This window comes from Kitasatospora sp. Ki12 (assembly GCF_054601375.1).
Genome location: NZ_BAAIHT010000003.1, coordinates 781,436 through 805,883, shown reverse-complemented (window position 1 = coordinate 805,883; position 24,448 = coordinate 781,436). Strand labels below are relative to the sequence as shown.

At 75.4% G+C, this 24,448-nt stretch carries 25 protein-coding genes; 17 read left to right on the top strand and 8 right to left on the bottom strand.

Annotated elements, in window-relative coordinates:
• Positions 1-150 precede the first annotated feature (150 nt).
• Positions 151-1,179, top strand: a complete 1,029-nt coding sequence (locus ACYP53_RS34150) for a hypothetical protein (RefSeq protein ID WP_459650326.1) — start codon at positions 151-153, stop codon at positions 1,177-1,179.
• Positions 1,180-1,237: 58 nt separating this feature from the next.
• Here the strand turns inward: ACYP53_RS34150 and ACYP53_RS34145 are convergent, their stop codons facing one another.
• Complete coding sequence (locus tag ACYP53_RS34145; RefSeq protein ID WP_459650325.1) at positions 1,238-2,275, bottom strand: GlxA family transcriptional regulator; 1,038 nt, start codon at positions 2,273-2,275, stop codon at positions 1,238-1,240.
• A gap of 175 nt (positions 2,276-2,450) precedes the next feature.
• Between ACYP53_RS34145 and ACYP53_RS34140 the strand changes: the two genes are divergently transcribed.
• The 4 genes from ACYP53_RS34140 (at position 2,451) to ACYP53_RS34125 (ending at position 5,740) form a co-directional block, all read left to right on the top strand.
• Entirely contained in the window at positions 2,451-3,041 is a 591-nt protein-coding gene (locus ACYP53_RS34140; protein ID WP_459650324.1) for an isochorismatase family protein, read from the top strand.
• A 321-nt stretch (positions 3,042-3,362) separates the two neighbouring features.
• Positions 3,363-4,358: an ArsR/SmtB family transcription factor gene (locus ACYP53_RS34135; RefSeq protein WP_459650323.1), complete on the top strand. Its 996-nt coding sequence runs from the start codon at positions 3,363-3,365 to the stop codon at positions 4,356-4,358.
• Between the two features lie 198 nt (positions 4,359-4,556).
• Positions 4,557-5,321, top strand: coding sequence for a class I SAM-dependent methyltransferase (locus tag ACYP53_RS34130; protein WP_459650322.1), 765 nt, complete (start codon positions 4,557-4,559; stop codon positions 5,319-5,321).
• Entirely contained in the window at positions 5,318-5,740 is a 423-nt protein-coding gene (locus ACYP53_RS34125; protein WP_459650321.1) for a hypothetical protein, read from the top strand. Before ACYP53_RS34130 ends, ACYP53_RS34125 begins: the two co-directional genes overlap by 4 nt.
• 72 nt (positions 5,741-5,812) lie before the next feature.
• On the opposite strand, the gene ACYP53_RS34120 is transcribed toward ACYP53_RS34125, so the two are convergent.
• A complete protein-coding gene (locus ACYP53_RS34120) occupies positions 5,813-6,730 on the bottom strand; it encodes an alpha/beta hydrolase (protein ID WP_459650320.1) in 918 nt (305 codons plus the stop codon).
• Positions 6,731-6,926: 196 nt separating this feature from the next.
• Between ACYP53_RS34120 and ACYP53_RS34115 the strand changes: the two genes are divergently transcribed.
• Positions 6,927-7,733: a mechanosensitive ion channel family protein gene (locus tag ACYP53_RS34115; protein WP_459650319.1), complete on the top strand. Its 807-nt coding sequence runs from the start codon at positions 6,927-6,929 to the stop codon at positions 7,731-7,733.
• Between the two features lie 113 nt (positions 7,734-7,846).
• Here the strand turns inward: ACYP53_RS34115 and ACYP53_RS34110 are convergent, their stop codons facing one another.
• Positions 7,847-8,200 carry a DUF6401 family natural product biosynthesis protein gene (locus ACYP53_RS34110; protein WP_189926539.1) on the bottom strand — a complete coding sequence of 118 codons (354 nt, stop codon included), beginning with the start codon at positions 8,198-8,200 and terminating at the stop codon, positions 7,847-7,849.
• 153 nt (positions 8,201-8,353) lie between these two features.
• Here ACYP53_RS34110 and ACYP53_RS34105 point away from each other — a divergent pair, with 153 nt between their 5' ends.
• The 4 genes from ACYP53_RS34105 (at position 8,354) to ACYP53_RS34090 (ending at position 12,180) form a co-directional block, all read left to right on the top strand.
• On the top strand, positions 8,354-9,280 hold the full coding sequence (locus ACYP53_RS34105) for an LLM class F420-dependent oxidoreductase (RefSeq protein ID WP_459650318.1): 927 nt from the start codon (positions 8,354-8,356) through the stop codon (positions 9,278-9,280).
• A gap of 182 nt (positions 9,281-9,462) precedes the next feature.
• The gene (locus ACYP53_RS34100) at positions 9,463-10,170 is read left to right on the top strand and encodes an AAA family ATPase (protein WP_459650317.1); all 708 of its coding nucleotides are present in this window, start codon (positions 9,463-9,465) and stop codon (positions 10,168-10,170) included.
• Positions 10,171-10,268: 98 nt separating this feature from the next.
• A complete protein-coding gene (locus tag ACYP53_RS34095) occupies positions 10,269-11,246 on the top strand; it encodes a zinc metalloprotease (protein ID WP_459650316.1) in 978 nt (325 codons plus the stop codon).
• Positions 11,247-11,340: 94 nt separating this feature from the next.
• On the top strand, positions 11,341-12,180 hold the full coding sequence (locus tag ACYP53_RS34090) for an Fpg/Nei family DNA glycosylase (protein ID WP_189926531.1): 840 nt from the start codon (positions 11,341-11,343) through the stop codon (positions 12,178-12,180).
• A 190-nt stretch (positions 12,181-12,370) separates the two neighbouring features.
• On the opposite strand, the gene ACYP53_RS34085 is transcribed toward ACYP53_RS34090, so the two are convergent.
• Positions 12,371-13,006 carry a nucleoside/nucleotide kinase family protein gene (locus ACYP53_RS34085; RefSeq protein ID WP_459650315.1) on the bottom strand — a complete coding sequence of 212 codons (636 nt, stop codon included), beginning with the start codon at positions 13,004-13,006 and terminating at the stop codon, positions 12,371-12,373.
• A gap of 74 nt (positions 13,007-13,080) precedes the next feature.
• Positions 13,081-14,400: an outer membrane protein assembly factor BamB family protein gene (locus tag ACYP53_RS34080; protein ID WP_459650314.1), complete on the bottom strand. Its 1,320-nt coding sequence runs from the start codon at positions 14,398-14,400 to the stop codon at positions 13,081-13,083.
• A gap of 150 nt (positions 14,401-14,550) precedes the next feature.
• On the opposite strand from ACYP53_RS34080, the gene ACYP53_RS34075 reads away from it, so the two are divergent.
• Complete coding sequence (locus ACYP53_RS34075; protein WP_459650313.1) at positions 14,551-15,117, top strand: Uma2 family endonuclease; 567 nt, start codon at positions 14,551-14,553, stop codon at positions 15,115-15,117.
• A gap of 28 nt (positions 15,118-15,145) precedes the next feature.
• On the opposite strand, the gene ACYP53_RS34070 is transcribed toward ACYP53_RS34075, so the two are convergent.
• Positions 15,146-15,478 carry a DUF4326 domain-containing protein gene (locus ACYP53_RS34070; protein ID WP_459650312.1) on the bottom strand — a complete coding sequence of 111 codons (333 nt, stop codon included), beginning with the start codon at positions 15,476-15,478 and terminating at the stop codon, positions 15,146-15,148.
• A 94-nt stretch (positions 15,479-15,572) separates the two neighbouring features.
• On the opposite strand from ACYP53_RS34070, the gene ACYP53_RS34065 reads away from it, so the two are divergent.
• The 3 genes from ACYP53_RS34065 (at position 15,573) to ACYP53_RS34055 (ending at position 20,758) form a co-directional block, all read left to right on the top strand.
• Positions 15,573-18,101 (top strand): SpoIIE family protein phosphatase, encoded by a 2,529-nt coding sequence (locus ACYP53_RS34065; protein ID WP_459650311.1) that lies wholly within the window; start codon positions 15,573-15,575, stop codon positions 18,099-18,101.
• Between the two features lie 198 nt (positions 18,102-18,299).
• Positions 18,300-19,967: a sensor histidine kinase gene (locus tag ACYP53_RS34060; protein WP_229929299.1), complete on the top strand. Its 1,668-nt coding sequence runs from the start codon at positions 18,300-18,302 to the stop codon at positions 19,965-19,967.
• A 122-nt stretch (positions 19,968-20,089) separates the two neighbouring features.
• On the top strand, positions 20,090-20,758 hold the full coding sequence (locus ACYP53_RS34055; protein ID WP_189926583.1) for a response regulator transcription factor: 669 nt from the start codon (positions 20,090-20,092) through the stop codon (positions 20,756-20,758).
• A gap of 173 nt (positions 20,759-20,931) precedes the next feature.
• Here the strand turns inward: ACYP53_RS34055 and ACYP53_RS34050 are convergent, their stop codons facing one another.
• On the bottom strand, positions 20,932-21,087 hold the full coding sequence (locus ACYP53_RS34050) for a hypothetical protein (protein WP_189926519.1): 156 nt from the start codon (positions 21,085-21,087) through the stop codon (positions 20,932-20,934).
• Positions 21,088-21,311: 224 nt separating this feature from the next.
• Here ACYP53_RS34050 and ACYP53_RS34045 point away from each other — a divergent pair, with 224 nt between their 5' ends.
• The 3 genes from ACYP53_RS34045 (at position 21,312) to ACYP53_RS34035 (ending at position 23,897) form a co-directional block, all read left to right on the top strand.
• Positions 21,312-22,082 carry a LysM peptidoglycan-binding domain-containing protein gene (locus ACYP53_RS34045; RefSeq protein WP_189926517.1) on the top strand — a complete coding sequence of 257 codons (771 nt, stop codon included), beginning with the start codon at positions 21,312-21,314 and terminating at the stop codon, positions 22,080-22,082.
• A 303-nt stretch (positions 22,083-22,385) separates the two neighbouring features.
• Positions 22,386-23,141, top strand: coding sequence for an SDR family NAD(P)-dependent oxidoreductase (locus ACYP53_RS34040; protein WP_189926515.1), 756 nt, complete (start codon positions 22,386-22,388; stop codon positions 23,139-23,141).
• A 147-nt stretch (positions 23,142-23,288) separates the two neighbouring features.
• A complete protein-coding gene (locus ACYP53_RS34035) occupies positions 23,289-23,897 on the top strand; it encodes a TIGR03086 family metal-binding protein (RefSeq protein WP_459650310.1) in 609 nt (202 codons plus the stop codon).
• Positions 23,898-23,973: 76 nt separating this feature from the next.
• On the opposite strand, the gene ACYP53_RS34030 is transcribed toward ACYP53_RS34035, so the two are convergent.
• Positions 23,974-24,441, bottom strand: a complete 468-nt coding sequence (locus ACYP53_RS34030) for a (2Fe-2S)-binding protein (protein WP_189926391.1) — start codon at positions 24,439-24,441, stop codon at positions 23,974-23,976.
• Between the last annotated feature and the right edge of the window lie 7 nt (positions 24,442-24,448).

Here is a 24,448-nt window from a genome sequence, read left to right as displayed (position 1 = left end):
CGAGTCGACTGTCGATCACCCTAACACCGGCCGGGTGGATCGGCCGGGCGGCCGGCTCGGACGGATGCGTTCGCGGACGCGAGGCCTTTCCCCGGGCGTCCGCCCGACCCCACAATGGGGCGGGCGGATCATGAAGGCGGGGGGCCTGGGGTGGAATGGCTGCTGGGGATCGGCGGAGCGCTGCTGCTCGGCGTGGTGACCAATCTGGTCTACGACTTCGCCAAGTACGGCGGCTCACGCATCGGTTCACGGGTCCCGGCGCCGAGCGTGCGGCGGGCGAGTCTGTCGGCGGCGGCCCGGGCGCACGACGTCCGGGCGGACGGCCTGGCGCCGTTGATCACCTGGTCGGCGGCCCGGCCGCTGTCCCCCGGAACTCTGGTGACCTCGTACGGAGGGCGGGTCGAACGCCCGCACGTGCTGGACGCGGTCGGGTGGGCCGAGGAGGTGGCGCGGCAGCGGGCCGCCGGGGCGGCGGGCCGGACGGCGTACATCTCGCGGCTGACGGTCGATCACGGTGAGCACAGCGCCGCCCGGGTGTGCGAGGTGACCATCGCCGAGAGCGACTACGCGGAGTGCATGGCCACCACCGGGCTGGGCCGCGAGGACCCGGAGGCGGGTCGGCTGCTGCGCGAGGCGCTGGACGAGGGGCTGACGAGCTTCGTGGCCGGCGCGCCGCCCACGATGGTCAGCGCCTGCGTCGCGGTGCGGGACCGCGCCGGCCGGCTGTTGCTGCTCCGGCGCTCACTGGCGGTCAGGACCTTCCCGGCGCAGTGGACGGTCGGGATCAATGAGACGATGAAGTACCGCGACGAGCCGGGCGCCGCCGAGGACTTCTACGGGCTGGTCCACCGGGCGCTGGAGGAGGAGCTGGGGCTGCTGCCCGCCGACGTCGGACCGGCGGTGATCACCTGGCTGGGCTGGAGCGAACCGGCGTCCTGCTACACGCTGGTCGCCACCGTCCGGGCCCGGCTCGACGCGGCGGAGATCGACCGCCGCCGCGACGCCTGCCACAGCACCTTCGAGCACGACATGGCGGTGTGGGTGCCGTTCACCCGCCGCACCGTGTCCGCGCTGGTCGAGGGCGGTGTCTGCCCGGACGGCTCGCACCGCTGGTCGTACCTGGCGCCGCTGGTGGCCCGGGAGGCCTGGCGGGCGGCGCAGCAGAAGCGGGAGGCGTAGCAGGAGCGGGGGCAGGGGGCAGAGGCGCGGACCGCCGGTCGGCCGGGCCGTACGGCGTTCACCGTCCGGCTGCCGTGACGGCCGTACCCGTCGCCGCCGCGGTGGTCCGGAACCGCTGCCGGTAGTCGGTCGGCGTGGTGCCGAGCCGGCGGCGGAAGGCGCGCACCAGCGTGTCCGTGGTGCCGAACCCGCAGGCGGTGGCGATGCGTTCGAGCGTGGCATCGCCCGATTCCAGCTGGTGGCGGGCGAGTTCGACCCGGGCCGACTCGATGTAGACGCTCGGCGTGGTGCCCAGTTCGGTCTTGAAGATCCGGGTCAACTGCCGTTCGCTGACGTGGGCGTGGGCGGCGAGGTCCGGGACGGTGAGCCGCCCGGAGAGGTTGCGCAGGATGTGGTGGCGCAGCTCCTCGATCCGCCGGGTGGTGGACACCGGCTCCAGCGGGACGCTGAACTGGCTCTGGCCGCTGGGGCGCTTGAGGTACATCACCAGCTGGCGGGCGACCCGCAGGGCCAGTTCCTCGCCGAAGTCCTCGGCGACCAGGGCGAGCGAGAGGTCCAGGCAGGCGCTGATGCCCGCGCCGGTCCAGACCTCGCCCTCGCGGATGAAGATCGGGTCGGCGTCGACCTCGATCTGCGGGTACTCGGCGGCGAGTTGGCCCGCGGTCGACCAGTGGGTGGTGGCGCGCCGGCCGTCCAGCAGCCCGGCGGCGGCCAGCAGGTGCGCGCCGACACAGACGCTGGCCACCCGGCGGGAGCGGGCGGCCAGTGTGCGGACCCGCTCGACCACCGCCGGATCGGTGAGCGCGCGGACCCGGCGCCGGTCGTCCACCTCGACCGAGCCGGGCACCAGCAGGGTGTCGATGCCGCCCTCGGCGGCCTGGTCGAAGGTGAGGTCGGGCAGGATCCGCACGCCCGCCGCGGTGGTGACCGGTGCCATGGTCTCGGCGGCGAGGGTGACCCGGTAGCCGGCCGCGTCGTCGGTCTCCCGCCGGACCAGCGAGAACACCTCGGGCGGGCCGGTCACGTCGAGCAGGTCGACACCCTCGAACAGGACGATGACGATCAGCCGCCGCGCGGCCCCGGTGTCCGGCTGCACTGCCCGCACTGGATGCCCCCGATCCCTCGATGTTCCCCGACCCCTGATGTCGGAATCTGCATGTTAGACGACATTGCCGACACGCGGGCGTCGGCCGTAGCGTTTTCGAGGCCGAGCACACCACGTGTGACCTGCGGAAACCTCACTCCCTCCGAACGTGAAAGGTGGCACCGCCGTGCCCACGACGACCCTGCGCACCCTCAACGGCCTCGACGACAAGCCGGCCTCCCTCGGCGACGCGACCGTCATCCTGATCGACTACCAGAACACCTACGTACGCGGCGTGATGGAGCTGGAGGGCTGGCAGGAGGCGCTCGACGCCGCCGCCGACCTGCTCGCCCGGGCCCGGGCGGCCGGTGCCACCGTCATCCACGTGATCAACGACGGCGGCGAGGGCACCCCGTACGACGTCCGCGCCGAGATCGGGCGGATCCACCCGAGCGTGGCGCCCGTCGAGGGCGAGCGCGTCGTGGTCAAGCAGGTCCCGGACGCCTTCGTCGGCACCGACCTGGGCGAGCTGGTCGACGCGGCCGGGCACCGGGACGTGGTCGTGGCCGGCTTCATGACCCACATGTGCGTCGCCTTCACCGCGGCCGGCGCCTTCCTGCGCGGCAACCGCCCGACCGTGGTGGCCGCCGCCTCCGCGACCCGGCCGCTGCCGTCGGCGGGCGCCGAGCTGACCGCCGCCCAGGTCCACCGCGGCGCGCTGGCGACGATCGGCGACCTCTACGGGGTCGTCGTGGAGTCCCCGGCGGACCTGGGCTGAGGGCGATCGCGGGCCGTGCGGGAGGGGTGACGGGCGGAATCGGCGGGCGGGGCGGGCCCGAGGGGATCGCGTGGGGACGAGCCCCCGGGCCCGCCCCCACCGGGCGTCCGGTCCGTCATCCGGACGCCCCGGCCGCCCCGGACGCCCCGGACGCCGCGGCCGCCCCGGCCGCCGCCGGGGCACCCCGCCCGGCCGGCCGCGCCCTCCGGAGGGGAGGCGCGGGAGCCCCAGCCTGGCCCGGGCGGCGGGCGGCGGGCAAACGATTCGGTTCTCGCCGAACGGTCTTGCGGCGCGGCCCGTCCCGGGGCGACGATCGCGGTCGTGCTGAGAATCTTCTTCGGGGCGGACGACCTGGCGCGGGTCCGGGTCGCGGAGCGTCCGGACATGTCGATGGAACTGTCACTCAGCGTGCACGCCCTGGTGAACGGGCTGCGCGATCCGCGCTTCGAGCCCTGGCGGGACCGCCTGCGGGCCTCCTGGAGCCCGCGCACCTCCCTCCTCTTCGACCTCTACACCCCCTCGGCGATCCCGGAGTTCCTCACCGTCCGGCGCGATCCGGGGGCCACCGAGAGCGCCACCGCAGCCACGCCGGAGGCGCCGCTGCGCGAGCACCTGCGCGCGGTCGGCGGGGAGCGGCGGTTGAGCGCCTTCGCGCGCGGCGTGGCGGCGGGCGACCGGCGGGCCCGCGAGGTGCTCGGCCACGTCACCGCCGAGTACCAGACCCGGGCGATCGACCCGTACCGGCGGCAGATCGAGAGCATCGTCACCACCGAGCACGGGCGCCGCCGATGGATGACCGAGCCGGACCGGATCCTCGGCTCGCTGCACCCGGCGGTGTCCTGGCGCCGCCCGGTGCTCAGCTTCCCGCTGGCGAACGGGTGCCGGCACGACGTGCGGCTGGACGGCCGCGGACTGCTGCTCCAGCCGTGCGTGTTCGGCCCCCGCCGTCCGGTCATCGCCCGGTTCGAGGACCCCTCCCAACAGCCCGTGCTCCTCTACCCGGCCAGGATCGGTGGACCCTTGCACGCCGAGCCCGAACCGGCCCCCAGCCGGACCCTGACCGCCCTGCTCGGCCAGACCAGGGCCGCCGCCCTGGAGTCCATCGCCGTCCACGGCCCCTGCTCCACCAAGGAGTTGGCGGCCCGCCTGGGCATCTCCACCGCCTCGGCGAGCGAGCACGCCACCGTCCTCGCCGACTCCGGGCTCACCGTCAAGGGCCGCACCGGCCGGACGGTCACCCACCGGCTCACCCCGCTCGGCGAGGCGCTGCTGGCCGGCCACCTCCCCGCCCTGGGCGCGGGCCGGGAATCCGCCTGACCGCCTGACCGCCCGCCCGCCCGCCGTGGCTCCTCCCCGGTGGCACGGCTGCGTCGGCACCCCGAGTTGAACGCGTTCAAAGGCGTGCGCCATGATGAGGGCGCGCGGGATCCCCCGGCCGCGACCTGCGGCGACGGGAGCCCCCGTGCTGCCCCCGCCGCCCACCGGCCCCCGCCGACGCCCCACCGGAGCCGCCCGATGACCGGTCACCAAGCCTCCGGCCCCCACCCCTCCGGCGTGCGCGACGTCGTCCGCTACAACTGGCCGATGTACGCCGCCGGAACCCTCACCGCCGCCACCGGCTGGGCACTGGCCCGCCGCCTGCCCGGCCCCGCCGCCGCGCTGGCCCGGACGGCCGCCGGCGTCGCCGCCGGGTACGTCGTCAGCAGCCTCCTCGCCACCTGGGCCGTCTACGACCGCTCCGAACTCCACGGCTACCACTGGCTGCCCGCCCTCCTGCCGGACGGCCCCGGCGACCACCTGATCGTCGACACCGGCCTCAACGAGATCGGCCGCCCGCTCGCCGCACGCCACCCCGGCGCCCGCGGCCGGGTCGCCGACCTGTACGACCCGGCGACCGCCGGCGCCTCCATCCGGCGCGCCCGCGCACTCGTCCCGCCCGCCCCCGGCGGCATCCCGGCCCGCGCCGACGCCCTGCCCGCCGAAACGGCCGCGCTGGACACGGTGTTCGCCGTCTTCGCCGCCCACGAGCTGCGCCGCCCCGCCGACCGCACCGCCCTCTTCGCCGAGGCCGCCCGCGCCCTGCGCCCCGGCGGGACCCTGCTGCTCGTCGAGCACCTGCGCGACACCGCCAACGCCGCCGTCTACGGCCCCGGCGCCTGGCACTTCCACTCCCGGGCCACCTGGCTCCGCCACGCCGCCGAGGCCGGCCTGCACCCGGCCACCGAGCGCCGGATCGCCGGCCTGGTCACCGCCATCGCCTTCCGGAAGCCCGTCTCATGAGCGAACTCCTCACCCTGGAAGCCCAGTTGCGCCTGGTCGGCGCCGCCCTCGTCGCGATGGGACTGGTCCACGCCGTGCTGCCCCGCGCCATCGGCTGGCCCGGGGACCTGTGCGGCACCACCCTGCTGACCCGCCAGGTCTCCTACGCCCACCTCTTCTTCATCGGGCTGGCCTGCGTCCTGCTCGGGCTGCTCCCGCTCTGCCTGGCCCCCGACCTGCTCGCGGCCGGCTGTCTCGGCACCGCCCTGCTGGCCGGCCAGACCCTCTTCTGGGGGCTGCGCTGGCTCTTCGAATTCGCCGTCTTCTCCCCGAAGCTGTGGCGCGGCGACCCCCTGCGCACCGCCGCCCACCTCGGCCTCTCCGCCCTCTGGACCTGGGTCACGGCCGTCTTCGCCACCGCCCTGTGGCACACGCTCTGAGACACGCTGGCTGAGGCACATCGCGGCCGCAGCCGCCCCGGCACGGCGAGGCGCCGGTGGGCGGTGGTGGTGTCAGGAGTCGACTGGGTGGGCCGGAGGGAAGGCCCGGGTGGTTCGGCCGGGGTGTTGTCGCGGGCCCGCTCGTGGGGGTCCGGTGACAGGGGCGCGGGCCATGCTGGTGCCGGAGGTCGGCCGGGAGGCCCGGGTGAGCGGGGCGCCGGTGGCGTCAGGCGTCGGCCGGGACGGCCGGGGTGTGGCGGGGCTGGCGGGGGAGGGGAGGGTGAGCGCCTCGGGGGAGGCGGGTGGGAGCGCGAGGGCGGAGGCGGCTTCGGCGGGCAGCGGGTGCAGGCCGAGGAGCGCGGTGGTGAGGCGGGTCGTGGCGCGGTGCCAGTCGGGGACGCGCTGGAGCATGGCGTGGCCGCTGCCGGCGACGGTGTAGCCGCAGACGCGGGCCCCGGCGGCGCGGCTGCGGGCCGCGAAGGCGCGGGTGTCGGCGGGCAGCGTGACGGTGTCGCGGTCGCCGTGCAGCAGCAGGACGTCCCGGTCGGCCAGCTGTTCGCACGGGTCCTCGGCCGGGCACCACGGGGCGAGGGCGATCAGTCCGGTGACCGAGGGGTGGCCGCCGGCCCGGAGGGCGGCACGGCCGCCCATGGAGTGGCCGATCAGGACGGTCGGTACGGGCCCGAGCCGCGCGGCCAGTTCGTCGAGCGCGGTGAGCGCGTCCCGGGCGGCGTCGGCGCGTTCGCCGTTCCAGCCGCGGTGGCGGTAGCGGACGGTGGCGACGGCGACCCCGGCGTCCGCGGTCGCCCGGGTGAGGGCGCGCAGGAAGCCGTGCATCCGCAGCAGGGGGAGGTTGAGCCGGCCGGGCCGGGCGAGGTTGTGCTCCTCGCCGCCGTGCAGCACCAGGACGGCGGCCCGGGCCCCGTCCGGGCGGGTCCGCCAGTGCAGCGCCCGGTGCCCCACCGCGCTGTCCGCCGCCGTACCGCTCACTGCCGCACCGTCCTGTTCCGTCCTGGCCCGTCGTCCCCCGGACCGCCACTGTACGCGGGCGACTCGCCGGGGCGTTCACCCGAGGGAAGCATCCCGGACGCCGGGCGCGCGCGGCCCGGACGGGGGCCTGCTATCCACGAAGGGTGGGGGGCCGCCGCGCCCGCTCGTGGCGCCGTGTCACCGAGTGGAGGACTCCGTGGCTCAGCAGCTCGCACTCTCCGTCGACTTCGGGTCGGGCTTCACCCAGGCCTGGTCCAAGATCGCGAAGGTCATTCCGCAGTTCATCGCCTTCCTGGTGATCCTGGTCATCGGCTGGTTCGTGGCGAAGGCCGTCGCCAAGGTGCTCGACCGGGTGCTGCGCAGGATCGGTTCGGAACGGGTCGCGGAGCGGTCCGGGGTGGCCGCCCGGCTGAGCGGCTCCAAGTACGACATGACCGGCATCGTCTGCAAGGTCGTCTACTACATCGTCCTGCTGATGGCGCTGCAGCTGGCGTTCGGCGTCTTCGGCCCGAACCCGATCAGCGTGATGATCCACAGCATCGTCGCCTGGCTGCCCAAGGCGATCGTCGCCGTCGTGATCGTGGTGGTCGCGATGGCCATCGCCAACGGCGTGCGCGACATCGTGGGCAACTCGCTGTCCGGCGCCTCGTACGGCCGCACGGTCGCCACCATGGCGTGGGGCTTCATCGTCGCGCTCGGTGTGATCGCCGCGCTGGGCCAGGCCGGCATCGCCACCGCGATCACCGGGCCGGTGCTGATCGCCGCGCTCGCCACCGTCGCCGGTGTGGTGGTGGTCGGTGTCGGCGGCGGCCTGATCATGCCGATGCGCCAGCGCTGGGAGCGGTGGCTGGACAGCGCCGAGCAGGAGACGGCCCGGCTGCGCGGCAGCGCCTACCAGGCCGGCCGCTCGGACGCGCTGGCCCACCAGCCGGTGCGGCCGACCACCCAGACCGGCCCGGGCACCCCGCCGGCCCCGGGCATCGAGCCCGGCGAGAACCGGTGAGCGGGCGGCAACCGGGGAACCGGTGAGCGGGCGGCAACCGGGGAACCGGTGAGCGGGCGGCAACCGGAGAACCGGTGAGCGGGCGGGCACCGGAGAACCGGTGACGGTGGGTGTCAGACCTCCAGCAGGCCCTGCTCGCGCACCAGCCAGCAGATCGCGGTCAGCCGGAGCACGGCGTAGTCGTGGCCGACCGGCTCCCGCCAGCCGATCTCGCTGAGCGCGTCCAGGAAGCCCAGCGCGTAGTCCGACAGTTCCTCACGGTCCAGGGGCCGGGGCGCGAGCTCCGGCCCCTGCGCGTACAGCAGCTCCCGCAGCATCGCGGCGTGCTGGTCGACCGCCGCGACGAAGCCGGGCTCGAAGGCGAACTCGGCCAGCCGCGGCGTGAAGGCGGCCACGATGCCGGGCAGCGGGCAGCCGGCCGGCTCGTCGGGGGAGCGCCGGAAGGATTCGTCGGGGGTCGCGAACATCCGTCCACGGTAGGCGAGCCCGGGGGCGGGAACGGCGGCCCGTGACGGTTCCGTGCTGAGACCTTGGCCACCCGTGGCGGGGTCTCGGTACGTTCCGTGGTCTGGCCGGTTCCCTGCGCTCACGACCGGGCGGTCCGTACCAGAATGGTCGGCATGGATCTCCGTGTGTTCACCGAACCGCAGCAGGGTGCGAGCTACGACACCCTCCTGAAGGTCGCCCGCACCGCCGAGGAGCTCGGCGCCTTCAGCGCCTTCTTCCGTTCCGACCACTACCTGAAGATGGGCGACGTCGACGGCCGGCCCGGCCCCACCGACGCCTGGATCACCCTGGCCGGTCTCGCCCGCGACACCAGCACCATCCGGCTCGGCACCCTGATGACCGCCGCCACCTTCCGGCTGCCCGGCGTCACCGCGATCCAGGTCGCCCAGGTCGACGCGATGAGCGGCGGCCGGGTCGAGTTCGGCCTGGGCGCCGGCTGGTACGAGGCCGAGCACACCGCGTACGGCATCCCCTTCCCGAAGGAGAAGTTCGGGCGGCTGGAGGAGCAGCTGGCGATCATCACCGGGTTGTGGAACACCAAGCTCGGCGACACCTTCGACTTCACCGGCGAGTACTACACCCTGACCGACTCGCCCGCGCTGCCCAAGCCCGTCCAGGAGCGCATCCCGGTGCTGATCGGCGGCCACGGCCCCAAGCGGACCCCGGCGCTGGCCGCCCGCTTCGCCGACGAGTTCAACCTGCCGTTCGCCTCGGTGGAGGACTCGGCCGCCCAGTTCGCCCGGGTCCGCGCCGCCGTCGAACAGGCCGGGCGCCCTGCCGACGCCGTGCTCCACTCCAACGCCCTGGTCGCCTGCGTCGGCCGGGACGACGCCGAGGTGGCCCGCCGGGCCGCCGCCATCGGCCGCTCGGTCGAGGAGCTGAAGGCCGACGGCCTGGCCGGCACCCCGGACGAGGTGGCCGAGAAGATCGGCCGGTACGCGGCCGTCGGCAGCGAGCGGATCTACCTGCAGATCCTCGACCTGGACGACCTGGACCACCTGGAGCTGATCGCCTCCCGGGTCGCCCCGCAGCTCGGCTGACGGTTCCGGCCGGCCGCCCCGGGCCGCCCCGGAAAGGCTCAGGAAAGGCTCCGGGGTGGTTCCGGTCGGCCGCCGGTCGGTGACGGAACCGTCCCGAAACGGGCCCGGTCCTGCCACAGGACCGGGCCCGACCAGGCACGTCCGCACCCGCCCCGACCTCCGCCCTTTACTCGCCCTTGGGAATGCGACATGCTCCTGAGCAGGGAACGGCGGGGGGAGAACCGGTGAGCGGCACGAGAACGGTGCGGGCGGAGGTGCCGAGGGTGCCGCCGCCGCGCACCGCCGCGGAGCACGTCGTCCTGCCCCCTCCGCACGACCCGCCCGCCCTGCACCACCTGCGCGGACCCGGCCCGGCGGCGCTCCGCTACCCCGCCGGTGACCTGCTGGTCGTCACCGGACTGCCCGGCAGCGGCAAGAGCACCCTGATGCGCCGCTGCGTGCGCGCCCCGCTGATCGACTCCCAGCTGGTCCGCGAGGAGTTCGCGGCCCGGCTGCCCGGCCGCCTCCCGTACGCGCTCTACCGTCCGTTCGCCCGGCTCGCGCACTACCGGCGGCTGCGCCGGGCCGTCCTGGACGGCGGGCCGCTCGCGGTGCACGACTGCGGGACGCTGCCCTGGGTGCGGTCCTGGCTCGTCCGCGCCGCCGCCCGGCAGGGCCGCCGGGTGCACCTGCTGCTGCTCGACGTCGACCCGGCCGAGGCGCTGGACGGGCAGCGGCGGCGCGGCCGCGGCGTCTCCCGCTACGCCTTCGCCCGGCACCGGACCGGCGTCACCCGGCTGCGCCGGTGGATCCTCGACGCCGGCGGGCTGCCGGCCGGCTGTGCGTCGGCCGTGGTACTCGACCGGGCCGCCGCGCGCGCCCTGCGGGAGATCGACTTCACGGCGTCATAGTCTCGGCGGGTCCGCGCCGGGCACCGGGCCGGCGGGTCCGGCCGGAGCACGCCAGGGTGCGGCCGAGACCCCGTCAGACTCCCCCGTCAGGAGCGCAGATGCGCCGTACTGCCCGGGTGCGCTCGCGTGCCCCCCGCCTGTTCCCCTGTGCCGTCGCAGTGGTCGCCGCCGCCGGTCTGAGCCAGTTCGCGGCACCCGCCCCGCAGCGGGCCGCCGCCGCGCCGACCACCGTGTGCGCCGGCGGCGCGCAGGAGGCGGGCGACGCCGCCGCCCGCAAGCCGGCCGGAAGCCCGATCGGAAAGGACCCGAACGCGGTCACCCCCGCCCAGGCCCGGGCCATGGACGACGACCTGCGCGCCCGCCTCGCCGAGCGGCGCCACACCCGCGGACCCGGCGACACCGCCACGACGATCCCGGTGTACGTCCACGTGATCCACAACGGGGACGCCGGCCGCCTCGCCGACACCGCCGTCAACGCCCAGATCGACCACCTCAACGCGACCTACGGCGGCGACGGCGACGGCAACACCCCCACCGGCTTCCAGTTCGCGCTGGCCGGCACCGACTACACCGACAACGCCTCCTGGTACAGCGGCATCACGCCCGGCTCCTCCGCCGAGAGGGCGATGAAGAAGAAGCTGCGCACGGGCGGAGCGGGCACCCTCAACCTCTACACCGCCCACCTCGGCCAGTCCCTGCTCGGCTGGGCGACCTTCCCCGACCAGTACCGCTCGCACCCGGCCGACGACGGCGTGGTCGTGCTCGACACCTCCCTGCCCGGCGGCTCCGCCACCCACTACAACGAGGGCAACACCGCGACCCACGAGACCGGCCACTGGCTCGGCCTCTTCCACACCTTCCAGGGCGGCTGCGCGAGCCCGGGCGACTACGTGGCCGACACCCCGCCCGAGCGCAGCGCCGCCTACGGCTGCCCCGAGGGCCGGGACACCTGCACCAGCCCCGGCAAGGACCCGATCCACAACTTCATGGACTACAGCTACGACGACTGCATGACCCAGTTCACCCCGGGCCAGATCCAGCGGATGGGGGACTCCTGGACGGCCTACCGGAGCTGAGCGGCCCGGGCACCTGGCGGCCCGGGGGCGGTGCGGCCCGGGGACGGGGCCCAACCGGGCCGCGCCGGGCCGTCGCGCGGACCAGAATGGAGGCATGCCAGAAGGTGACTCCGTCTACCGCGTGGCGGCCCGGCTGCACGAGGCCCTGGCCGGCCGACTGCTGACCAGCGCCGACCTCCGGGTGCCCGCCCACGCCACCGCCGACCTCGCCGGCCGCCGGGTGCTGGAGGTCGCCCCGCGCGGCAAACACCTCCTCGCCCGGCTCGAAGGCGGCCTCACCCTCCACACCCACCTGCGGATGGACGGCCGCTGGGAGGTCTACCGCCCCGGCGAACAGTGGACCGGCGGCCCCGCCTGGCAGATCCGGGCCGTCCTCGGCACCGACGGGGGCACCGCCGTCGGCTACCGGCTGCCCGTCGTCGAACTGCTGCGCACCACCGACGAACGGCGCGCCGTCGGCCACCTCGGCCCCGACCTGCTCGGCCCCGACTGGGACCCGGTCGAAGCCGTCCGCCGGCTCCTCGCCCGCCCGTCCCGCCCGGTCGTCGAGGCCCTGCTCGACCAGCGCAACCTGGCCGGGATCGGCAACGTCTACGCCAACGAGCTGTGCTTCGTCGCCGGCGTGACGCCGTGGACCGAGGTCGGTGAACTCCCGCACCCCGACCGGCTGGTGGAGCGCGCCCGGCAGATGCTGGAGGCCAACAAGCTGCGCCCCGGCCACATCACCACCGGCGACACCCGGCCCGGCTACCAGCACTGGGTCTACGGCCGGGCCGGACGGCCCTGCCCGCGCTGCGTCACCCCCGTGGTGAGCGGGCGTCAGGGCGAGCCCCCGCGCGACCGGTCGGTGTACTGGTGCCCGTACTGCCAGCGCGGCCCGGCCCCGGCCCCGACGCAAGCCCGCGCCGGGCGGGGGAGGGCGCCCGGGCGGTGAGACGGGGCGGGGCCCGTCTTCGAACCCCCTCCCGCCGGGCGACGCTCCCCAGCCTCCGGCCGGGAGGTGCCCCCCTCCTCCGCCTTGCGATGCACGCACCCCGACGCCGCCCCGCTCGCCCCTCCGGGTGGACGACGGGGGCTCGAAGACGGGCCCCAGGGGAGAAGGGGCCCCAGGGGGAGAGGGGGAGTCAGGGCCGCTCGACCAGGGCGGGGTGGCGGGGGTCGTCCACCCGGACGGTGAGGTCGGCGAGTTCGGCGGGGCCGGTCTCGGCCTCGTAGCGGGCGAAGGCCGGCAGGGTCCACCGCTGGTCGGCGGGGGTGCGGCGGGCCAGGGCGGCCGGGGTGAGCGCGAGGTGGACGGTCAGGTCCAGCGGCAGCCAGCGGCCGAGCAGCAGCGGACCGTCCAGCAGCAGCACCCCGTTCGGCGGGAGCCGGGTGTACGGGGCGCGGGTGGAACGGTCCGTCACCGGGTCGCGCAGGGTAGGCAGGACACGGCCGCTGCCGCCCGGCTCCAGCGGGTCGAGGACCTCGCGCAGCAGGGCGCCGTCGTCCAGCCAGAGGTCGTGGAAGGCGTCCGCGTCCCGGTGGCCGTACTCCAGCCGGATCGAGGCCGGGCGCAGGAAGTCCGCCGCCGACACCCGCAGCGTGGGACGGCCGCGCAGCCGCAGCGGCTCCACCAGGGCGTCGGCGAGGGCCTCGGGGCGGGCGGCCGCGGCGCCGTCCACGGCCACCCGCAGCCGGCGTCCGGCGGCGTCGGGCAGGGCGGTGATGCGGTCGACGAGCAGCTCGGCCAGGTTGTCGGGGGAGATCGGGCGCACCCGCATCGGGTCCTCCTGCCGTTTCGTCGGGGTCGCTCGGGTCGGCGCGGGCGAGGGCCCGGGCTCGTGCTCAGGCTCGTTCAGGCCAGCGGGAGGGCGTACAGGATGTCGTCGTGGCCGGCGTAGAGGTGCTGCCCGTCGGCGGCGACGGTCCAGACGTCCTTGCCCGGGCCGGAGTCGTGGAAAGTCCACGCCGGCTCGCCGGTCGCGGTGTGGATCGCGCAGACCCCGCCGGCCGCCGGACCCGGCACGAACAGTGTGTCGCCGACGACCCGCGGACGGCTGCGGCGGTCCAGCAGGAACGGCAGTCGGCAGGACCAGAGCACCGCGCCGGTGGTCGCGTCGTGGCAGGTGACGACGCCGTGGTCGGTCGGGACGTACACCTGGGGGCCGTCCGGGACGGGCGGCAGCGCCCGCCAGGACTCGCCCCGGGCGGGGGAGTAGGTCCAGCCGGGTTCGCCGGCGGGGCTCAGCTTGCGCACGCCACCGTTGCCGTCGGGGACGTAGACCTTCTGCCGGTCGGTGGCGCACCAGCGCAGGTCCTCGTCGCCGGGGGCGGTCCACAGTTCGCGGCCGGTGTCGGAGTCCCGGGCCACCAGCTCGGCGCGGCTGCCGAGGAAGCGGACGCAGGCCAGGAGGTGGCCGCCGACATCGACGGCGGGGGTGACCGGCTGCTCCTCGTGCTCGGTGCGGACGGACCAGAGGAAGTAGCGGTCGGCGACCCGCAGGGCGAACAGCCGGTTGTCCGACGGGGTGCCGTCGGCCCGGGGGCGGCCCCAGGAGTAGCCGTAGAGGACGCCGCGGTCGTAGCCGGTGAGCCGGGTGTCGCCCTGCAGGTCGTCGGGCAGCGGCAGGCTCCAGTCGGCGGTGGGGTCGGTGAGGTGGCGGGCCTCCAGGTGGCCCTGGTAGGTGGTGGTGAAGAGCTGCTCGGGGCCGAGTACGACCTTGCCGAGCAGGTCGAGGTCGCTGGGCCAGTCGCGGGAGGGCGGCGGGTCGAAGACCAGCAGCCGGGCGGCGGTGCCCCGGACCGGGTCGAGGACCTGCAGGCCGTTCCTGGAGAGGTAGACGGGGCGGCCCGGCGGGTCGGTGAGCCGCTCGGGGGTCATCGCCTCGGGGCCCCGGTAGGTCCAGAGCGGGGTCGGGCCGGAGACGGCGGTCGGCTGGGGCCTGGGCGGCGCCGGAGCGGGCGGCGACCCGTCGGCACCCGAACGGCTCAACGCCCAGACGGCCCCACCCGCCGCGAGCACCCCGGCCCCGAGCAGCATCCGGCGCCGGCTCAGCCACGGCCCGTCCCCGCCCCCGCCGATCACGTCCCCGGGCGCCTCGCCCTCGTCGCCTTCCTCCCCGTCCCACTGCCACGACGTCCCGTGCGAGGGCTCCTCGGACGACGGCGACTGCATATACGCTCTCGCTTCCCCACCGGCGGCCCCGCGCCGCCACTCGCCCGGAGGATATCGAACAGTCCGCGAACTGCCCGGAATCGCCGTAACGCCCGTACTAGGCTGAGGCGCACAGCACCAGGCCCGCTCACCGCCCAGGGGAGGTACGCCGTGACGGCCGAGATGATCGCACCCGAGTGGATGCACCGGCAGATCACCAGCGAGCAGTACGACTCCTGGACCGACGAGCAGTGCGCGGGCATCGAGATCGTCGACGGGATGGTGATCGTGTCCCCGAGCGCTTCCAAGCGGCACAACCGGCTCGCCCGGCTCCTGGCGAACGTGCTGGACGAGGCGGGAGGCGTCGAGTGGAACGCCGACACCGACTTCGACGTGCGGCTGCAGGACGTGCCGCTGAACAACCGCCGACCGGACGTGGTGGTCTACCGCGCGGACACCATCGACGAGTCGCCGACCAGACCCGACCACGTGCTGCTGCTGGTCGAGGTGGTCTCGCCGGGTTCGGAGACCACCGACCGGGTGGTCAAGCTCGACCAGTACGCCAAGGCCAGCATCCCGTTCTACTGGCGGGTCGAACAGGCCGCGGGCCGCGTGCCGGTCGTCCACACCTACGTGCTGGACGCGGCCGCGGGGACGTACCGGGCGGGGGAGCTGTTCACCGGGCTGGTCAAGGCCGTGGTGCCGTACCCGGTGGAGCTGGACCTCTCCGGACTCTGAGGGGTCCGGCGCAACAGGGGACGTGTCCTCACGGCTTCGCCGGGGGGTGGTCGGCGAGGTCCGCGAGGACGTCGGCGTGGCAGGGGAGCGGGGCGCACCAGCAGCCGAGGCGGTGGCCGCGCAGGGGCGGGACGAGGGCGAGCAGGTCGGGGCGGGCGAGGAGGTAGGCGCGGTACTCGGCGACCATCTCCTCCCGGGTGAGGTCGGGGCCCGGGCGGTAGGGGCAGTTCAGGGGGGATTCGGCGAGGTGCCAGCCGCCGCGGTGCACGGCGCGGCCGACGTAGACGACGTCCTGGTAGCCGGGGTCGTCGCGGTGGCCCTTCAGGTTGACCACGGTGGTGCGGCGGGTGGTGCTCGGCATGCCGTCCATGCTGGTGCAAGCGGGGCGGTCCGGCAGCCCGGGGCGGGGGCCGCTCCGCCTTGACACCGTTCCGGGCCCGGCGTAGCAAAAGAGCATGTGCCATCCGCACGCGACCGGTGGGGCCCCTGGGGCGCGGTCCGGGCCGGACCTGCCGCGGGAGCCGGGCGCCGACGCGGAGGTGCGCCGGGCGGTCCCGGCAGCCGTGCCGGAGAAGGCCCGGCCGGCGGACCTCCGGCGGGACGAGCTGCTCGCCGACGCCGTGCGCGGGGTGCTCGGGCGCACCGGGGCGTACGGGGCGATGGTGTTCCTGCGCTCGCGGGCCGGCCGGTCGCTGGTGCTGCGGACCGTCGCGGGGGTGCCGCTGTCGGTGATGCGACCGTTCCGGCAGATCGCGGAGGCCGGGCCGCTGCCGGTCGCGGTCTGCTTCCGGACGGGGCACCGGATCGTGCTCTCGGACAGCGAGGACACCATGCGGCGCTTCCCGCAGCTCGCGGTGGGCCTGCCGTACGACTTCGCCTCGGCCTGCGTGCCGGTGGGCCTCGGCCCCGACCGGTTCGGGGTGCTGAGCGCGTTGTGGCCCGCCTCGGACGACGGGGTGCCGGCGGCCGACGTCGCGGAGCTCACGGCGGTGGCGGACCGGCTGGGCGCCGGGCTGGCCGGGCTGGCGGAGGACGGGCGGTCGGTGGAGCCGGACGGGGAGGCGACGGTGGTCGAGCTGGCGCCGCCGTCGGTGCCGGCCACCCGGGTCGGGCTGTTCGACTGGAACGTGGCGACCGGGGCGCTCGCCACCGACGAGCGGTTCCTGGAGATCTTCGGCTTCGGCCCGGGCGAGTTCGACGGGACGGTGGCGGCCCTGAACCGCCGGGTCGCGCCGGGCGACCTGTCGGCGTTCCGGACCGCCGCCCGGACCGCGCTGGACCACGGAGAGGTGCTCGCCGCCCGGGTCCGGGTGCTCGGGCCGGACGGCGAGCCGTACCCGGTGGAACTCTGGGCGCGGGTGCCCACCGCGATCTCGGACGGCCGGACCCACCTGGTGGGCGCGGTGCTGGACACCCGGAGGCTGACCGCCGCCGCGGCCGCCGTGGAGCGGCTGCGCGAGGGCGTGTTCTCGCTCGACCTGGACGGCCGGATCACCTACGCCAACCGCGCCACCGAGCCGCTGCTGCTGGCCCGCCGCGAGGACCTGATCGGCCGGCACCCCTGGGAGGTGCTGCCCTGGCTCGCCGACCCCTTCTACGAGAACCGCCACCGCGCGGCGCTGCTCTCCCAGCGGCCCACGGCCTTCCTGGCGTCCCGTCCGCCGGGCGGCTGGCTCGCCTTCTCCCTCTACCCCGACGCGCACGGCGTCACCGGCCGGGTGGTCGCCGCCGAGTCCCCGTCCGGCGAGGCCGAGCCGCCGGCCACCCCGCCGCCCGCCGCCCTGACCGGCCTGGGCGGCACCCACCACCTGCTGCAGCTCGCCAGCGCGCTCACCGAGGCGGTCACGGTGCGGGACGTGTGCCGGGCCGTCGCCGAGGAGATCCTGCCGGCCTTCGGCGGCCAGGAACTCGCCATCTACACGGTGCGCGATCAGCAGCTGCAGCTGGTCTCGCAGTCCGGCTACCCGGACGGCTTCCTGGACACCTTCGAGGGCACCCCGATCGACGCCCGCGTCCCCGGCGCGGAGACGCTCAGCACCGGCACGCCGATCTTCTTCGAGTCGGTGCGCGAACTCGCCACCGCCTACCCCGGCCTGGCCCTGGACGAGATGGGCGCCTGGGCCTTCCTGCCGCTGATCGCCTCCGGCCGCCCGGTCGGCAGCTGCATCCTCGGCTTCGACCGCCCGCGCCCGTTCACCGTCGAGGAGCGCGGGCTGCTCACCGCCCTCGGCGGCTTCATCGCCCAGGCACTGGAGCGCGCCCGGCTGTACGACGCCGAGTTCGCGCTGGCCCGCGGCCTGCAGCAGGCGCTGCTGCCGCACCGGCTGCCCGAGGTGCCCGGCATCCGGATCACCGCCCGCTACCTGCCCGGCACCCAGGGGATGGAGATCGGCGGCGACTGGTACGACGCGATCGTCACCGGCGGCGACGTCACCCTGGTGATCGGGGACGTCGAGGGCCACAACGTCGCCGCCGCCGCCGCGATGGGCCAGCTGCGCAGCGCCGTCCGCGCCTTCGCGACCGGCGACGACCCGCCCGACCAGGTGCTTGCCCGCACCAACCGGCTGCTGCTCGACCTCGACCCCGGACTGCTCGCCAGCTGCTGCCTGGTCCGGCTCACCCCCGCGGACGGCACCGCCCGGATCGCCCGGGCCGGACACCTGCCGCCGGTGCTGCGCCACCCGGACGGACGGGCCGAGGCGCTGTACGTGCCGGGCGGGCCGCTGCTCGGGGTGGACGAGCGGGCCGAGTACCCGGTCAGCGAGGTGCGGCTGCGGCCGGGCTCGCTGCTCGCCCTCTACACGGACGGGCTGGTGGAGGACCCGGCGGTGGCGATCGACCAGGGCGTGGACCGGCTGCGGGCCGCCATGGCCCGGGCGGAGGAGGGGGAGGGGCTGGAGGAGGCGGCGGAACGGCTGCTGCGCGAGGTCGGCTCGACCCGCCGGGTGGACGACGTGGCGCTGCTGCTGACGGCCTTCGGCTGAGGGGCCGGGGGGCCGGGGAGGCTGAGGGGCTGAGGGTGCCGGAGCCGGCCGGGTCGGGTCGGTCGTCCGGTGGAGGCCCGCCCGGATGCCGACCGCGGGGGCCGACCGCGGCGGCCGCTCCGACCGGCGACTTTCGTCGGCACCGGCGGCGACGAAGGTGGACGGCGGGGGTGCCGGCCGGACGGTTAGCCTCGACGGGTGGATGCGATCGCGCGGGCCTGGAAGACGGCGGTACGGACGGCGCTGCCGGGGCCCTGGCGGCCCCGGCGGGTGGTGGGCGAGGCCCTGCTCGCCCTGCTGATGGGCACGTTCGCCGCCCTGCTGGAGGTCCTGGCCGGCTCCGGCCTGGCGGTGCCCTTCGGCCTCGGCGTCACCGTGCTCTGGGTGCTGCGGCGCGGGCTGCCGGCCACCGTGCTGCTGGCCGCCTCGGCCGCCACCGGCTGGTCCGGGGGGCCGGTGCTGCTGCTGATCTGCGCCGGCTGGGCGGCCGGGGCGCGGATCCGCCGGGTCTGGACGCTGGTCGGCACCTTCGTCCTGGGCTGGGCGCTGTTCACCGTCACGGGCGTGTGGAAGGACGCCGCCTCCGTCTCGCCGAAGCTGGTGCTCGGGGTGTCGCTCGGCGGTTTCCTGGTGCTCGCCGTGCTGCCCGCGCTCTACGGCCGGTACCGGGCGCAGCGGCGCGCCCTGCTGGACGCGCTGCGCGACCGCAACGACCAGTTGCTGCGCGAGCGGGTCATGGTGGTGCACCAGGCGCGGCTGCGCGAGCGGCACCGGATCGCCCAGGACATGCACGACAGCCTGGGCCACCAGCTGGCGCTGATCTCGGTGCACTCGGGCGCGCTGGAGGTCGACCGGACGCTCACCGACCGGCAGCGGGAGGCGGTCGGGGTGCTGCGGCAGGCGGCGGTCGCGGCGATGCGCGAGCTGCGCGAGGTGGTCGGGGTGCTGCACGACGAGTCGACGGCGGTGCCGCCCGCGCCGGGGGCCGCGGCCGCCGGGCCCGCCCGGGGCGGGGTGGAGGGGATCGACGCGCTGGTGGAGTCCTCCCGGACGGCCGGCGCGGAGGTCGTCCTCAGCCGGGAGGGCGAGCGGCGCCCGCTGCCGGCCGCGGTCGATCACGCGGCGTACCGGATCGTGCAGGAGGCGCTCACCAACGCGCACAAGCACGCCCCCGGCGCGCCGATCGGGGTCGCGCTCCGGTACGAGCCGGACGCGCTGGTGGTGGAGGTGACCAACACGCGCGCGCCGGAGCTGGTGGGCGTGCGCGCCGGGGCGGGCGCCGCCGTGAGCGGCGGTCAGGGGCTGACGGGGTTGCGGGAGCGCGCCCGGCTGGTCGGCGGCATGGTGCACGCCGGGCAGACGCCCGAGCAGGGCTTCCGGCTGGCCGCCGTGCTGCCGTACGAGGCGGCCGAGGGCGGGAAGGAGGACGCGGCGGCCGCGGGCGAGGACGACTGGGTGTTCGAGGGCCTGCCGCCGGCCGAGGACGGCGGCGGGAAGCGCCGGAGCCCGGCCATGGGCTGCGCGGTCGGCGTGGTCGGGGTCGGGGTGGTCCTGCTGGGGCTGCTGGTCTGGGGCGTGGTCGCCTTCACCGACGGCACCCGCGACGCGACGGTGAAGAAGGAGCGGTACGACCGGATCCAGGTCGGTACGGCGGAGTCCGCCGTGCTGCGCGAGCTGCCGCCCGGCAACAACCTCTTCACCTCCGAGTACAAGGGCACCGGGCCGACTCCGCCGGAGGGCGCGGCCTGCCGCTGGTACCTGCTGGACGGAGCGCCCGGCGAGTCCTGGAACGACGAGCACGTGGCGCGGTTCTGCTTCAAGGACGGGGTGCTGGTGGAGAAGCAGGAGTACGTCAGCAAGAACTGACCGCGCACCCGCCCGGACCGGGGACCGGGGCTGGCGGACCGGGGGGACCGGCGGTCCGGGCGGGTCGGCGGGATGTGAGGATGGTGCCGCAGCCGAAGCACCGTTCGAGGGGAATGACCAGCGTGATCCGAGTCCTCGTCGCCGACGACGAGCCGCTCATCCGGGCCGGGATCAGGATGATCCTCGGCTCCGCCGACGACATCGAGGTGGTCGCCGAGGCCGCCGACGGGCGGGAGGCGCTGGAGCTGGCGCGGGCGCACCGGGTGGACGTGGTGCTGCTGGACATCCAGATGCCGGTGATGGACGGTCTGACGGCGCTCGGGGAGCTGGCGAGGGTCGCCCCCGGCGCGCGGGCGCTGATCCTCACCACCTTCGGGGAGCGCGAGAACGTCCTGCGCGCCGTGACCGAGGGCGGCGCCGGGTTCCTGCTCAAGGACACCGCGCCGAACGAGCTGATCCAGGCCGTCCGGGCGGCGGCCGGCGGGAACGCCTTCCTGTCCCCGGCGGCCACCCGGCACATCGTGGACTCGCTGGCGGCCGGGCACAGCGGCTCGCTGGCCGCCCGCAGCGCCGCGGCCCGGCGCCGGCTGGAGGTGCTCACCGAGCGCGAGCTGGAGGTGCTGGGGCTGCTCGGCGAGGGCCTGTCCAACGCCGACGCGGGAGCCCGGATCCACATGAGCGAGGCGACGGTGAAGACCTACGTGAGCCGGATCCTGGCCAAGCTGGGCTGCGAGAACCGGGTCCAGGCGGCGCTGCTGGCGCGGGACGCGGAGCTCGGCGGACGGAACTGAGCGCGTTCGTCTCGCCACGGAACGTGTCGGGTGTGGTGGATACCACCCGGCGGCCCCGCGGAACCGGGAACTCCGGGTGCGGTGGTGACGGTCCGTCAGTCATTCGTTGCGATGAGTCGATGGTGTGCCGACTCTGACGAATGGACAGGTGTGAGCGAGGGCACGGAAATTGATCATTCGATCTTGAAAATGCTGACAAACCTGGTCGAACCGGGCGCACTTTCTTGATCGATACCGCCGGTAACAGTCAACTGACCTGCGATGTCGAAGAATTGCTTGCTGCGCCCCGGGGATGCCCCTAGCTTCATTGGCGGCGCAACGAGCGCCACCCGGGTTCACCCCGACGCACCGCCCGCCGACTGACCCACGGCGCGAGGGCGGCGCCCGCCGACCAGGCCGGCTCTGACGAGGCCGACGGCGAGCCGAGGTGACCGGGGCGGCACGACACGTCCGACGCGTGTCCGGCCGCCCGTCGAGTGAGGTGCGCGAAACCACGGCCCGTGTCCCGGGCTTGGTTCCGCCTGCCCGCCCGGGGCTTGTCGAGAGGACCTACATGACTCCCCGTCACGAGACCGCCGCCACCACCGAGACCACCGTCACCAAGCGCAACCGCGTGCGGATGGCGGTCGTCGCGGGCGCCGCAGCCGCGGCCCTGCCGGTGGTCGGCCTCGTCACGGCCACCTCGGCCTCCGCCGCACCCGCCTCCTCCTGGGACTCCGTCGCCCAGTGCGAGAGCGGCGGCAACTGGAGCATCAACACCGGCAACGGGTTCCACGGTGGGCTCCAGTTCTCCCCCAGCACCTGGAAGGCGTACGGCGGCACCGCCTACGCCCCCCAGGCCAACCAGGCGAGCAGGGCGCAGCAGATCGCCGTCGCCGAGAAGGTGCTCGCCTCGCAGGGTCCGGGCGCCTGGCCGGTCTGCTCGAAGAAGGCCGGTCTGAGCAAGGGCGGTGCCCCCGCCGCCCCGGACACGGCCGATGACGCGAAGCCGGCCGCCAAGCCCGCCCCCAAGGCCGCCAAGCCGCCGGTGAAGGCGGCCAAGCCCGCCACCGCGCCGGCCCCGGCGGCCAAGCAGCAGGCCGCCAAGCCCGCCCCCAGGGCCGCCGACCCGGCGCAGGGCCGGCCGTCGGCCAAGCCGGCGCAGTCCGCGCCGGTCACGGAGAAGAACACCGCGGGCGACAGCTACACCGTCCGGAGCGGCGACACCCTCAGCGACATCGCCGCCCGGTTCGGCGTCGACACCGACCGGCTGTACGGAAAGAACGTGCAGGTCATCGGCGGTGACCCGGACCTGATCTTCCCGGGTCAGACGCTGACCGTCTGACGGATCCTCCGCACACCCCTCCGCCGCGGGCCCTGCCTCAGCCTCGGGGCGCGTCTTGCGGAACCATGCGAAACCCGGCCGAGCGGCCGCCCCTGCCCGGGGCGGCCGCTCGGCTCGCCGCGTTTCGGAGCGGCGCGATGGCAGCTGCTCGGACCACCGGCGGGCGGCGTGCACGCCGGGGTACGGGGGCGTTCCCTGGTGTAGTTGAACGTTGAACGCAACGTCTGAATACCGCCGGAGGTTTGCGGCGCCCGGGACCAGGATCGAGTCATGTCCGAGATCGGAACGAGGAGTTCTGGAGATATGACGATGAACGGAACCGCGGTGCTCGACGGCAAGGCGGCCCTGGTGACCGGCGGCAGCCGGGGGATCGGCGCGGCGGTCGCGCTGCGGCTGGCCGAGGACGGCGCCGACGTGGTGGTGACCTACCAGGGCGGTGCCGAGCGCGCCGAGGAGGTCGTCGCGAAGATCACCGCGATGGGGCGGACCGGCTGGGCCGTCCGCGCGGACAGCGCCGACCCGCAGGCGGTGGGGGCCGCGGTGGCGGCCGTCGCCGAGCGGTTCGGGCGGCTGGACGTCCTGGTGAACAACGCCGGGGTCGGCGCCCTCGGCCCGATCGGCGAGCTGGCCCTCGACGACGTCGACCGGGTGCTGGAGGTGAACGTCCGGGCGCCCTTCCTGTTCGCGCAGGCCGCCTCCGCACACCTGGCCGAGGGCGGACGGATCGTCACCATCGGCAGCTGCATGGCCAAGCGGGTCGCCTTCCCCGGCGGCACGCTGTACGCGACCAGCAAGGCCGCGCTGATCGGGCTCACCAAGGCGCTCGCCCGCGAGCTCGGTCCGCGCGGGATCACCGCCAACCTGGTCCACCCGGGCCCGATCGACACCGACCTGAACCCGGCCGACGGCCCGTCGGCGGAGTTCCAGGCCGGGCTCACCGCACTCGGCCGCTTCGGCACCGGCGCGGAGGTCGCGGCCGCCGTCGCCTACCTGGTCGGCGAGGACGGCCGGTACGTCACGGGTGCGGAGCTGGCGGTGGACGGCGGCTTCGCGGCCTGAGGCACGCAGCCGCGGTCCCGACCGCCCGGCCCGTGGCGCGCGCCGGCGCGCGCCACGGGCCGGGCGGTGTCGTGCCGGGCGGTCGTCGGCGCCCGTGCTTACGATCGACCGCCCGGCACGACCCGTGCCCCGACCGAGAGGTGTGCCATGACCGCAGCGGACGACCCGATCGGACTGCTCGCCCGGGCCCTCGCGCAGACCGCCGGACTGATCGACGGCACCGGCGTCGAACTGGCCGGCCACCCGACCCCCTGCCACTCCTGGGACGTCGGCGACCTGGTCAGCCACCTGCTCCACGACCTGCGGCAGTTCACCGTACGGGCGAACGGCGGGCAGCCGGACTGGTCGGAGCCCTTCGAGCGGGTCGAGGAGGACTGGCTGCACGCCTTCGAGGCCGGGGCCGAGGAACTGGTCGACGCCTGGCGCGCGGCCGGGGACCTCGACGGGACGGTCGAGGCACCCGGCCTCGGCACTGTGCCGGCCCGCTTCCCGCTCGACCAGCAGACCACCGAATTCGCCGTCCACGGCTGGGACTTGGCCCGGGCCAGCGGCCAGTCCACCGAGGGCCTGGACCACGAGGTCGCGCTGGTCGCGCTCGCCTGGGCGCAGGGCGCGCTCAAACCCGAGTACCGGGGCGTGGAGGAGGAGCGGTACGCCTTCGGCCCCGCCGTCACCGTGCCCGAGGACGCGCCGCCGTACGACCGGCTCGCCGCGTTCTTCGGCCGCGACCCGGCGGCGCCGGTGGTGCTCCCGTGACCCCGGCGGCGCCGGTGGTGCTTCGGTAGGGCCCGTCTTCGCCGGCGCCAGGCCCGTCCGCGCCGGCGCGCCCGCGTCAGGGCTGCGCCGGCTGCCGGGCCGCGGCCTGCTTGATCGCCTCGCGGATGCGCGGGTAGGTGCCGCAGCGGCAGACGTTCTGGATCTGGTCGATGTCCGCGTCCGTCGGGTTCGAGGTGCGGCGCAGCAGGGCGACCGCCGCCATGATCTGGCCGGGCTGGCAGAAGCCGCACTGGGCGACGTCGCAGGAGAGCCAGGCCTCCTGGACGGGGTGCAGGGTCTCGCCGTCGGCGAGGCCCTCGATGGTGGTGACGGTGTGGCCCGCGCAGTCCTTGACGGACCGGGTGCAGGGCTGGAACTCCTGGCCGTCGAGGTGGCTGGTGCAGGCGCGGCAGACGCCCACCCCGCAGCCGTACTTGGGGCCGGTGACGCCGAGCTTGTCGCGCAGCACCCAGAGCAGCGGCATGTCGTCCGGGGCTTCGACGGTGACGGGCTGCCCGTTGAGGACGAAGGTGTGGGTGGGCATGGGGGCG